At 39.2% G+C, this 12,051-nt stretch carries 11 protein-coding genes; 1 reads left to right on the top strand and 10 read right to left on the bottom strand.

Annotation, left to right across the window (positions count from 1 at the left end; all coding sequences use genetic code 11):
* The first annotated feature begins 97 nt into the window (after nt 1-97).
* Nucleotides 98-1,069 (top strand): zinc transporter ZntB, encoded by a 972-nt coding sequence (locus RB214_RS14335; RefSeq protein ID WP_309167637.1) that lies wholly within the window; start codon nt 98-100, stop codon nt 1,067-1,069.
* 57 nt (nt 1,070-1,126) lie between these two features.
* Here the strand turns inward: RB214_RS14335 and RB214_RS14340 are convergent, their stop codons facing one another.
* From RB214_RS14340 to RB214_RS14385, 10 genes are all read right to left on the bottom strand, one after another.
* Nucleotides 1,127-2,299, bottom strand: a complete 1,173-nt coding sequence (locus RB214_RS14340) for a polysaccharide lyase family 7 protein (protein ID WP_309167638.1) — start codon at nt 2,297-2,299, stop codon at nt 1,127-1,129.
* 609 nt (nt 2,300-2,908) lie between these two features.
* Nucleotides 2,909-3,244 carry a ribonuclease E inhibitor RraB gene (gene rraB / locus RB214_RS14345; RefSeq protein WP_002961968.1) on the bottom strand — a complete coding sequence of 112 codons (336 nt, stop codon included), beginning with the start codon at nt 3,242-3,244 and terminating at the stop codon, nt 2,909-2,911.
* Nucleotides 3,244-3,957, bottom strand: a complete 714-nt coding sequence (locus tag RB214_RS14350; protein WP_002961966.1) for a 1-acylglycerol-3-phosphate O-acyltransferase — start codon at nt 3,955-3,957, stop codon at nt 3,244-3,246. The genes rraB and RB214_RS14350 overlap by 1 nt, the downstream gene beginning before the upstream one ends.
* Nucleotides 3,958-4,118: 161 nt before the next feature.
* The gene (parC, locus tag RB214_RS14355) at nt 4,119-6,413 is read right to left on the bottom strand and encodes a DNA topoisomerase IV subunit A (protein WP_002961963.1); all 2,295 of its coding nucleotides are present in this window, start codon (nt 6,411-6,413) and stop codon (nt 4,119-4,121) included.
* A 10-nt stretch (nt 6,414-6,423) separates the two neighbouring features.
* Nucleotides 6,424-7,518 (bottom strand): PQQ-dependent sugar dehydrogenase, encoded by a 1,095-nt coding sequence (locus tag RB214_RS14360; RefSeq protein ID WP_309167639.1) that lies wholly within the window; start codon nt 7,516-7,518, stop codon nt 6,424-6,426.
* Nucleotides 7,519-7,547: 29 nt separating this feature from the next.
* Nucleotides 7,548-9,437, bottom strand: a complete 1,890-nt coding sequence (gene parE / locus RB214_RS14365) for a DNA topoisomerase IV subunit B (protein ID WP_165743894.1) — start codon at nt 9,435-9,437, stop codon at nt 7,548-7,550.
* Between the two features lie 107 nt (nt 9,438-9,544).
* On the bottom strand, nt 9,545-10,105 hold the full coding sequence (locus RB214_RS14370) for a YqiA/YcfP family alpha/beta fold hydrolase (RefSeq protein WP_165743893.1): 561 nt from the start codon (nt 10,103-10,105) through the stop codon (nt 9,545-9,547).
* Nucleotides 10,090-10,875 carry a metallophosphoesterase gene (locus RB214_RS14375; RefSeq protein WP_309167640.1) on the bottom strand — a complete coding sequence of 262 codons (786 nt, stop codon included), beginning with the start codon at nt 10,873-10,875 and terminating at the stop codon, nt 10,090-10,092. Before RB214_RS14375 ends, RB214_RS14370 begins: the two co-directional genes overlap by 16 nt.
* Nucleotides 10,862-11,320, bottom strand: a complete 459-nt coding sequence (locus RB214_RS14380) for a DUF1249 domain-containing protein (protein WP_002961958.1) — start codon at nt 11,318-11,320, stop codon at nt 10,862-10,864. The genes RB214_RS14375 and RB214_RS14380 overlap by 14 nt, the downstream gene beginning before the upstream one ends.
* Nucleotides 11,321-11,346: 26 nt before the next feature.
* Complete coding sequence (locus RB214_RS14385; protein ID WP_165743891.1) at nt 11,347-11,973, bottom strand: NUDIX domain-containing protein; 627 nt, start codon at nt 11,971-11,973, stop codon at nt 11,347-11,349.
* Nucleotides 11,974-12,051 lie beyond the last annotated feature (78 nt).

The raw sequence follows: 12,051 nt of genomic DNA on the forward strand, positions 1-12,051 counted from the left end.
TAAGCTTAACTTATTAAAAATAAAGGTAAGTTTAAAATACTTAAGTAGATACACTATAGTTAACGGTATTAAAAATACACTATTATGAGAAATAATTATGATTAATGGTTTACTACATGCACTTGTACTTGATGGACAAGGCGGCGCTCGCCCTATTGAAAGCACTAATGAGCTAAATAGCTGGCAACCAAGCCACGGAAAACTTTGGGTGCACATGGACTATAGCCAAAGCGAGGCTGTTGAATGGCTCAAGGCACAACCTCATTTAAACGACTACGAATTAGAGTCCTTAATTGCTGATGAAACACGCCCGCGTATTACATCAACGACTAACGGACATATGTTATTTTTACGTGGTGTAAATTTAAATCCAGCACAAAGCCCTGAAGACATGGTTTCAATTCGTTTATTTATTAGCGAAGACATTCTTATTACTACCCGTAAGCGCCGTTTATTATCGGTGCAAGATACGCTCGCCTGTTTAAATGAAAATAAAGGCCCATGCAACATTTCTGAATTAGTGTGCTCTATTACACAAAAATTAACCTCACGTATGCAAAGCGTTATTGACTCACTAGATGAAACACTCGACGAGTTTGAAGAAGAAATAGATGAACCAAGTAAAAAGTTTGACAACCAAGGCTTATCACAATTGCGACGCCAAACTATTGCCTTAAAACGTTATTTAAAACCGCAAAAAGAAGCCCTTAGCTCAATGGTAAATAACCACTACCTATGGTTATTAGATGACGATAAAGCAAAACTTAATGAAACCACCAACTTATTAATTCGTTATCTTGAAGAGCTAGATAGTTCGATTGAGCGTGCGCAAATTATTCAGCAAACAATCACTAACCAAGTTTCTGAGCAGTTAAACCAGCGAATGTATGTTATGTCTGTAGTGGCAGCACTTTTTTTACCACTGGGCTTTTTAACGGGGCTTTTAGGTGTAAACGTAGGAGGCATTCCTGGTACAGAGAGCCCTTATGCGTTTAGTGCTTTTGTCATATTTTTAATTGTGCTCACTGGCAGTATTGGTGTGTATTTTAAAAATAAAAAATGGCTGTAAATTAAAACGCATATTTATTATGGCCACTCAATTGAGTGGCCATAATTAAGTGACTACTTAGTTTGTTTGACGGGTATAAGTAACATTAGTCATTGTTACTTTTGATTGAGTAATACCTAAATCTTCAAAGCAATTTTTGAATGAATTAGAGTTACCTGCTTCACCGCATTTATCTAGAGTATTTGGATCTTGAGACTGTAAGTAGTTACCAAACTTAAAGTAAGATTCAGAATCATCTTCTACAGGAATACCAAACGAATTACCTAGTGCACTTACATCTACATCGCCGTAATTATTTATCACTCGCAAGTTAAATGACTCACCGCTTGTAATAGTACCTAGCGCAAATTTTTCTTCATTGCCACTGGTATTACGCAAACGAACATAGACATCAAAAATGCCATTACCCGCTACGCTGTCGTTAAAACCTGATTCATCAGTATCTGAAACATACACTTTAGAAATAGTCCCAGTATCGCTGGCGTGGTGCTGTGAAATAATTGTTTTACCGCCATCAGACATTTCAACTTTTACAGTTGCTTCAAATACTTCGTAAGACTGTGTCATGGCAACACGCAAGCTTTCTTTTACCTTGTACTCATGACGCCAGCCATTCCCATTAGGCGTAATATGCTGTGCCTCCAAAGGTACAAACACTAACGTACTATCGTTAACTAACGGGTTAGGGCTATCCCCTTCTAAATCAAAAACACTACCACTTGTAATGCTGCTTGGAATCGTTGTACCGTCTCCAGATCCTTCACCATCATCAGTGCCACCACCATTATTACTGCCCTCAACTAATGTAAAATTATCAAAGCGTACATCACTTGAGCTATTGTAATGCTTAGCAAATACTTGCAGTGAATTGGTATTCGCTGAAGTAAACGTTTTAGTTACCTTAGTCCAAGACGATACATCAAAGGTTTTGTTTTTAAATAAACCGTTTAAGTCGTTAACCCCAATCTGCCCTTTACCAAGTACATAAGCACTTAACGTATATTCAGTGTTTGGCTGAATATTTACTAATTGATAAACACGTGCAGGACTTCCCTGAATTTTTAACGATTTAGATCCGCTATATGCATCAGATGAAATAGCCGCTGGCTCAGTTTCGTTCCAACTACTAAAACCGCTTTCAAAGCCAGGGTTATTAATAGTTGCAGCGTGAGATAACGCTGAGGTTGCAGTAATTGCAGTGCAAATAAACAATTTCTCGTGGTTAATCATTATCTTTATTCCTTTAAACCTGAACATAAAAACAACCTAACTACTTAGGTTAGTGAAATTCACTAACACTTAGATCTTACCGCTATACAGGTTTTTAATTGTGTATGAATAGTAATGGTAATTTAAATGGCAAATAAAACTTACCAACTAACATTACCAAAAAAGCATACCAGAAGGCGGATAAAGGTTATATTTATTGTTACCAATATGTCAACACAGTGTGGTACAGCAAATAAGTATTACTTACACCTTTATTACTACTTAAAAACAAATTTAATTTTCAATTTAATCAACACATTATATTTTATTAAGTAACGAATTAATTTTTAAAAATAAATTTTAATTTCAGACATAAGTATTAAAAAATAAATAACACTGCTTACCAATAATTATGGACAATATTAATTTAGTATGAATAAAAAATAAAAATAGAGATAAATTAAAGGCCAATCTTAAATTGGTAACAACCAGATTTAAATTGGTAATGTACATTTTTGATTTATATAAAGGCTAGTGAGTGTATTTAAAGCTTAAACAGGGGGTAAAACTAAAAAAGGCGAGCATTGTTAAATGCTCGCCTTTACTATTTTTCTAATGCTGGATAATTAATTACTCTTGAAAGTAAGTACCCCAACCGTCGTATTCAACATCGCACTCAACGGCTAGTTGCGCTAGCTTATCAACGTCTTCCATAATAACGTCTACGTCTAGCTCAGCTTCAACTACAATGTCAAAGCTCCAAATTTTACTGCCATCTTCAAGCTCAAGCTCTGCTGGCTCTTCAACATCGTAGCCTAATTTAAAAGCAGCCAATGCAGCTTGCTCTAGTTTAGGGAAGTCTTCACACACAAAATGGTGTTCTACTTCATAAAGTATTTCAGGATCTGATCCATCTTCTAGTAGTGAACTTACGATGTCTTCACTTATTTCACGCCAGTTTTCCATTATTTTTCTCTCACTTGAGCATCTAATTCAGTTATTTTAGCAGCCATAATGCTATGCACGCTTTTAGCATGCTCACGCGCGCTAATTTCTTTATCAAGCGGTATAGGCGCTAACATTTCGATGTAAATTGTACCATTATCCCAACGATTTAGCTTAATGGTTTTATGTGTTGTATTCATACATACCGGAATTATGGGTACATCTGCGCTCATTGCGGTGTGAAAAGCACCTGTTTTGAACGGTAGCAACCCTCTTCCATAGCTTCGTGTGCCTTCTGGAAACATCCATACAGATAAGCCATTATTTTTAATTTTTTCGGCTGCTTTGGAGATAGTTCCCGCTGCTTTGGAGCGATTCGATCTGTCTATTAATATATTACCCGACAACCAATAAAGCTGACCGAAAAATGGGATCCACTTTAAGCTCTTTTTCCCCAAACTTACGCAGTTTTTAGGCACCATTGCAGGCACTGTAAATAAGTCGTAGCTATTTTGATGATTAGCAACATAAACTGCAGGGCCTGCATCAATTGCATCTTTATGACGTATTAAAACTAATTTAACGCCAATCATTTTAGCCATTGAGCCAAACCAGCCCGCTATTATATGTACATTATTGGGATGAAATGGTCTTACAATCGAAAGTAATAAACCAAAAATACAACTGAATAATATAAACATCAGCATAATAAAAACGCGTATAACAGCTAGCAAATGAGTTTCTCCAAAGATCAATTATGATTATTATAGCGTTATTTTGTGACACAGACGAGTCAATAGCGCACAAGTGTACGCTGAAATGTGCAGCTCTTTACTTTAAAACAAAAACGGCCTGCAAATGCAGACCGTTTTTATTTATACAAAAAAGTAATTGGTTACTCTTCGTTAATGGCTTCTATTGGTTCATCATCTTGTGGGGTTAGCTCAACAACGGCTTCGTCAACACGCTGTAAGCCGCGCGGTAGTTTATTACCCCTACGCCCTCGCTCACCATGATAATGCTCTAAATCAGATGGTTTAAGCGTTAGTTTACGCTTACCAGCATGAAGCGTAACACTGCTTCCTTGTGGCACAACAGCAAGCACTTTTACAAACTCTTCACGGGCTTGTACTTTAGCTCCAGGAATAGAGATAATCTTATTCCCTTTACCTTTGCTAAGTTTTGGTAAGTCACGTAGCGGGAATAAAAGCATGCGACCTTCGTTAGAAATAGCCATACAGTAATCACTAGCAACATCGTTCACCCTAATAGGAGAAAGTAATATTCCACCCTTAGGGACACTTACCAGCGCTTTACCATTTTTATTTTTACTCACTAAGTCTTTAAAGTCAGTAATAAAGCCGTAACCTGCATCTGACGCCATAAGCAATACTTGCTCGTCTTCACTCATTACCACGTGCTCAAAATTAGCACCTGGTGTTAAGTTAAAACGACCTGTCATTGGTTCACCTTGGCTACGCGCCGAAGGCAGACTGTGCGCATCGGTTGCAAATGCCCGCCCTGCTGAATCTAAAAATACAGCAGGTTGATTGCTCTTACCCCGAGCCGAGGCTCTAAAGCCATCACCTGAACGGTAATTTAAGCCTTGTACATCTAAATCATGGCCTTTACCAACGCGTGCCCAGCCTTTATCAGATAGCACAACAGTGACTGACTCTGATGGAATTAAATCTTTTTCGTTAAGTGCTTTCGCTTCTGAGCGCTCAATCACTGGCGAGCGACGATCGTCACCGTACATTTCAGCGGCTTCTTGAATTTCTTTTTTAAGCAGTGTCGACATACGACGTTCTGAGCCCAAAATTTGCGCTAATTTATCACGCTCTTTGGCTAGTTCATCTTGCTCACCGCGAATTTTAAACTCTTCAAGTTTTGCTAAATGACGAAGTTTTAATTCTAAAATAGCTTCTGCTTGCGTATCAGTTAAATCAAAGCGCTCCATTAATACAGGCTTTGGTTTGTCTTCGCTGCGGATGATTTCAATCACTTCATCGATATTTAAAAAGGCGGCTAATAAACCTTCTAAAATATGCAAACGTGCTAATACTTTATCTAAACGATACTGCAAACGACGACGCACTGTTTCGCGTCTAAATGTTAGCCACTCACTTAAAATACAGCGCAAGTCTTTAACTTGCGGGCGACCATCTAGGCCTAGCATGTTTAAGTTTACGCGGTAATTTTTTTCAAGATCGGTGGTAGCAAATAAGTGCGCCATTAATGGCTCAGCTTTAATGCGGTTTGAGCGCGGAATAATTACAATACGCGTTGGATTTTCGTGATCTGACTCGTCACGTAAATCAGCAATCATAGGTAATTTTTTAGCGTTCATTTGCGCTGCAATTTGCTCAAGTACTTTACCACCTGAACATTGATGCGGCAGCGCTGTAATAACAATATCGCCATGCTCTTCGGTGTAAACCGCACGCATTTTGATAGACCCACGACCGGTTTTATATATTTTATGAATATCGGCTTTTGGGGTAATTATTTCAGCATCTGTTGGGTAATCTGGTGCATGTACAAGCTCAAGTAATTCTTCAAGCTCTGTTTTTGGTTTATCAAGTAATAAACAACATGCGCTAGCCACTTCACGTACGTTATGTGGCGGAATATCTGTTGCCATACCTACGGCGATACCCGTTATACCATTGAGTAAAATATGCGGTAAACGTGAAGGCAATACTACAGGTTCATCCATGGTGCCATCAAAGTTTGGTGTCCAATCAACAGTGCCTTGGCCAAGCTCTTTGAGCAGTACTTCTGAAAACTTAGATAAACGCGCTTCAGTATAACGCATTGCTGCAAACGATTTAGGGTCATCTGCCGCACCCCAGTTTCCTTGTCCATCTACCAAAGGGTAGCGATAAGAAAACGGCTGCGCCATTAATACCATCGCTTCGTAACAGGCACTGTCGCCGTGTGGATGGTACTTACCGAGTACGTCACCCACTGTACGGGCTGATTTTTTGTACTTAGCGTTAGCCGACAAGCCCAATTCGCTCATCGCATAAATAATACGACGCTGCACTGGTTTTAAGCCATCACCTACATGCGGTAGGGCACGATCCATGATTACGTACATGGAATAATTTAAATAGGCGTCTTCGGTAAAACGCCCCATTGTTTGTTGCTCAATTCCTTGCATTAGCAAGGTATCTGTATCACTCATTAAAGCTTACCTAGTTTTTCTTATAGCTTACACGGTAGATTACATTGGCGTAATCATCGCTTACTAACAGACTGCCGTCACCTAATTCTGCAAATGCAACAGGGCGTCCAAATGTTGTTTCGTCTTTCATAAAGCCAGTAATAAATGGCGTATATTTAGTTACGCGACCTACTTCGATTGTTGCAAGGCCTACTTTATAGCCTGACTTTTTAGAACGGTTCCATGAGCCATGTTCAGCAACAAATAATTGTTGCTTATAACTTGCTGGAAATTGCTTACCGTTATAAAAATGAATACCTAGTGGCGCTACGTGCGCTGGAAGTGCAAGTGCTGGCGATGTGTAATCGGCAATGTTTTTACCTTCCCCAAACTCAGGGTCAATAATTGCGCCGGCATGAACATACGGAAAACCAAAATGCTCACCTTCTTGCGTTGCACGGTTTAACTCATCAGGCGGAATATCATCGCCCATCATGTCGCGACCGTTATCACTAAACCATAAAGCTTGAGTAGCAGGATGAAAATCAAAACCCACTGTGTTTCTAACGCCTTTAGCTATTGTTTTTATTTGTTTTGTTTCTACATTAAGGGCAAAAATACGACCAAAACGTTCATCCTCAGCACAAATATTACACGGTACACCCACCGGAATGATTAATTCTCCCGTTGGTGCAAAACGTAAAAATTTCCAACCATGATGACGCTTACTCGGTAGTTTGTTATAGACCACATCAAACTTTGGATCTTTTAATTGGGTATCAATATTTTTAAAGCGAATAATACGATGCACTTCGCCTACATATAAATCGCCATCTTTAATTGCTATGCCAGAGGGCATGTTTAAGCCTTTAGCCACAACAATTTTTTTATCTGCTACGCCGTCGCTATTGTGATCAATAAGCGCATATACGTTGCCTGCTTTACGAGAGCCAACATACACAATACCTTTTTTTGAAACAGCTATTTGACGTGCATTTTCTACATCATTTGCAAATAAACTAATTTCAAACCCAGGTGCTACGGTGAGCTTATCAAGTATATTTTTAGCCATTGCAGGAGCGCTAGTCAGCCCAAGTAACAGCAAACTTCCTAGTAATTTTTTCATTCGTCTCTCCTAGTGTTAGGCACAAGCAATTAAACGAGCGCCTTGTTACCATGATCTTCTAACCATTGACGACGATCAGGCGATCGTTTTTTAGCAAGTAGCATATCCATCATTTCCATGGTTTCTACTTCTTCATCAAGCGTAAGCTGCACTAAGCGTCGTGTATTAGGATCCATCGTGGTTTCACGAAGCTGTAACGGATTCATTTCACCCAGACCTTTGAATCGTTGTACGTTTACTTTTCCGCGTTTTTTCTCGGCTTCTATGCGCGCTAAAATAGCGGTTTTCTCTTCTTCATCTAGGGCATAATAAACTTCTTTGCCAATATCTATTCTAAATAATGGCGGCATTGCAACATACACATGCCCTGTTTTTACTAACTCTGGAAAATGACGAACAAACAGTGCACATAACAATGTTGCAATGTGTAATCCATCCGAGTCAGCATCGGCCAGTATACAAATCTTATTGTAACGCAGTCCCGACATATCTGTTGATTCTGGGTCAATACCCAGTGCCACTGAAATATCGTGTACTTCTTGTGATGCTAGTATTTGCCCCGACTCTACTTCCCAAGTATTTAAAATTTTACCACGTAGCGGCATAATTGCCTGAAATTCACGGTCTCGCGCTTGTTTAGCAGAACCACCAGCAGAATCACCTTCCACTAAGAACAGCTCGGTTCGGTCATTATCGGCAGCACTACAATCGGTCAATTTACCTGGTAATGCAGGACCTGCAGTAACTCGTTTACGTACGACTTTTTTAGCTGCGCGCAACCGGCTTTGCGCGTTTGAAATGCATAGTTCAGCTAATAATTCTGCGGTATCGGTATGCTCATTTAGCCATAAACTAAACGAATCTTTTACAACTCCCGATACAAATGCGGCACATGAGCGCGATGAAAGTTTTTCTTTGGTTTGCCCTGCAAATTGTGGGTCTTGCATTTTAACCGACAATACGTAACTACAACGCTCCCAAATATCATCTGGTGTTAGCTTTACGCCACGAGGTAGTAAATTTCTAAACTCACAAAACTCTCGCATTGCTTCAAGCAAGCCTTGGCGCAGACCATTTACATGTGTACCACCTTGCGCGGTAGGAATTAAGTTTACGTAGCTTTCCGCTATTGATTCGCCACCTTCAGGTAGCCATACAACAGCCCAATCAGCGCCTTCAATTGAGCTTTTAAATTCACCTACAAATGGGTCTTGCGGTAATGTTTCAAACCCTTTAACGGCTTCAATTAGGTAATCTTTTAAGCCAGTTTCGTAAAACCATTCTTTGGTTTCTTTCGTTTGCTTATTAACAAACTTAATACGCAGTCCTGGGCATAAAACCGCTTTGGCTTTTAATAAATGATTAAGCTTGGTAATTGAGTAGTTTGGAGAATCAAAATAGCTAACGTCAGCCCAAAAACGAACGGTGGTACCTGTATTGCGCTTACCAACAGTACCAATTACGCTCAAGTCTTCTACCTTGTCGCCGTTTTCAAAGGCCATTCTAAATTGTTGAGCGTCGCGCCTTACCGTTACTTCTACACGTGTAGATAACGCATTTACTACAGAAATACCTACACCGTGTAAACCACCCGAAAATTGGTAGTTTTTATTAGAAAACTTACCACCGGCGTGTAACTTAGTGAAGATTAGTTCAACCCCTGGGATACCTTCCTCTGGGTGAATATCAATAGGCATACCACGTCCGTCATCGCTCACTTCGAGCGAGTTATCTTCGTGGAGTATTACGTCGATACGAGTGGCATGACCCGCCATAGCTTCATCGACACTGTTATCGATAACCTCTTGGCCTAAATGGTTTGGGCGTACGGTATCGGTGTACATCCCTGGGCGTCGTTTTACCGGATCTAATCCATTAAGTACTTCAATGGCTTCGGCGTTATAATTTTGATCACTCATAGTTTTTGTCTTTATATCCGCTAAGGCTCTAATACGTTTACTAGTTTTATTGTTATATGCGCTAAAGCGTTAATATAGTAACTAACCTCAGTTCAGGCTAACTAGTTTTACGTGATTTTAAGAAAATCTACAATACTTGCAAAGGTGCGTTCAAATTTAACGTAGCTATGATCGCCACCAAACTCTATCAATTGCTTGCATTGCGAATAATATTTTACTGCGTGTTGAAAGTTCAACACTTCATCGCCTGTTTGCTGTAATAAATACAGTAACTCAGGATGTGCTAATTTATCTACAGTGAGTAATTTCAGCGCCTCAATATGACTGTTATTTAAATCGTAATGATAATCTTGATACGGATTATAATTAGGCCCAAGTAACGACTGTAATAAATTATAGGGTGCGACCGCGGGATTAATAACCACTGCAGGAATTTGATAACGCTGCGATAAATACGTGGCAAAAAAACCACCTAACGAGCTACCTAATAAAACGGTATCTGGCGTTAGCAATTGCTCAAGCTCAATTATAGCTTGTAGGGGCTCGTGGTTTAAGTTCGGTACACAATAATCAACGTCATAGTTTGCCATAAGCTCACCAAAGCGCACAGCTTTATATGATTTTTGTGAACTATTAAAGCCGTGAATATAAATTACGCGCTTAGCCATACCACTTCCGTTTTTACTTCAACTTTATCTTTTGTACTCTTTAGATTTAGCATTCTGTAAGCAGGCCCCGCATTTTTTTGCTCCCACTTTGGAGTGTATTTTACAAACTGTACTGAACTGGCAGGACTTGCATATATAGGCAAGCCTCTAAAATTTTGTTCATAGTCGTAGTGTACATGACCATGAAAAAGCGCAGATACATTATTACTATTAACTAAAATATTTAAAAGCTGTGGACCATTTTCTAATAAGTGCTTATCAAGATAGCCATTTATTGGCAGTGGATTATGATGACAAAAGATAACTTTACTATTATTCGAGTTGACTAAAGCATCAGTTATTTCATCTAAATGCGCGCCAGTAACCCATCCTGCGGGTGTAGGCCCTTTAGAATTAATAAGAAGTAGCTCAACCCCGTTAGCAATAATATGTTTAGCCGAATTTATTTGCCCGCCACTTATTCGGCTAAGCATTGCTAGTTCATCATGATTACCTGGCACCCAAAATACAGGGCAAGTGATGTCACTAGCATTTACAAGTTCACTAAATAATAAGTACGATTCGAAACTATGGTCTTGTGTTAAATCACCACCAAAAATTACGCAATCTACAGGCTGCTCAGCGATGTGTGCCAAAGCTTGTTCAAAATGGGCTGCAGTATTTACATTAAAATATTCACCATTTTTATCTGCAAATAAATGGCTGTCGGTAATATGCGCAATGCACAAAGATGATTTATCAAATGTATATGCATCATCAAACCAAGCCATTATTTACATCCCAATTTAATGTTGCTTGCCCGTGCTCTACACAGGCCACTAACCAGTCGTATAAAAAAGCATTAAGTTGATACTTTTCATCTTTTTGATGCATTTTAGGGTTGGGGTATCCGTACGATGGTTTTATGCGTTGATGATAATCGTGATGAATAATTTCAGCTACTTTCGCATCGTGATACAAGCGAGCCGTTAAATACAGCGGCGCTATCCCTTTAACCATTCCTGTTAGCTGCTTAATTGAAATATCCATAGTGTATTTTGCGCTGCCATCAATTTTTGTAGCAAATTCACTGTTGCCAAGTTTTACTTCACGAATGCTTCCTATATTGCGCTCGCTCGGTAACAACTTTAATAGTCGCACATAGTTATGCTCACAAAGTGTTAAATACTTTGGGAGGCTTTGAATATATCGATTTGTTGCTAATTGTGCTGTCAAAGTTCCGCCATAATATTAGTAAGAGTTTATGCCCATTTGCTTGCCATTTTTTCGCGATTTAGCGCAAGCCACTGCATACAAATAACCGTTGCCGCATTATCCATTTCACCGTTATTGAGGCGCATTAGCGCATCATCAACCGATAAAATATGAGTTTTTATATCCTCGCCTTCAGTTTCAAGACCATATACACCTGATTCTACTTGGCTTAAATCAGCACGTGCTAAATATAAGTGTAAGCGCTCAGTTGTTCCACCTGGGCTTGATAGGTATGAGAGCATAAATTCAAGCTCGGTTAATTCAAGCCCTGCTTCTTCATACGCTTCTTTTTTTACAACTGATTCGTAATCCGTACTGCCGTCAGTCATTCCGGCTATACATTCTAGTAGCCACGGCGAATGCTTACTTTTAATAGCGCCAATACGTATTTGCTCAATTAAAAGAACAGTATCTGATATTGGGTCGTAAGGCAGTACTGCAATTGCATCGCCACGTTCTAATATTTCTCGGCTAATTAGCTCTGATTTTCCACCCGCAAAAAGAGCATGTTCAAACTGGTATAAATCAACCTGAAAAAAACCTTTATAAAGGTTTTTTATTGGCTTTAGATTTACATCTTTATGTGTAAACTGAACGAGCTTTTTATCAACCACGTACCTACCTCCTACTTATCTAAAGCTTTAAAATGCGTTAATATATTCTGTTACACTTGAACATACTGTTTTACTAAT

The sequence above is a fragment of the Pseudoalteromonas sp. HL-AS1 genome (assembly GCF_031198785.1).
Classification (GTDB): domain Bacteria; phylum Pseudomonadota; class Gammaproteobacteria; order Enterobacterales; family Alteromonadaceae; genus Pseudoalteromonas; species Pseudoalteromonas distincta.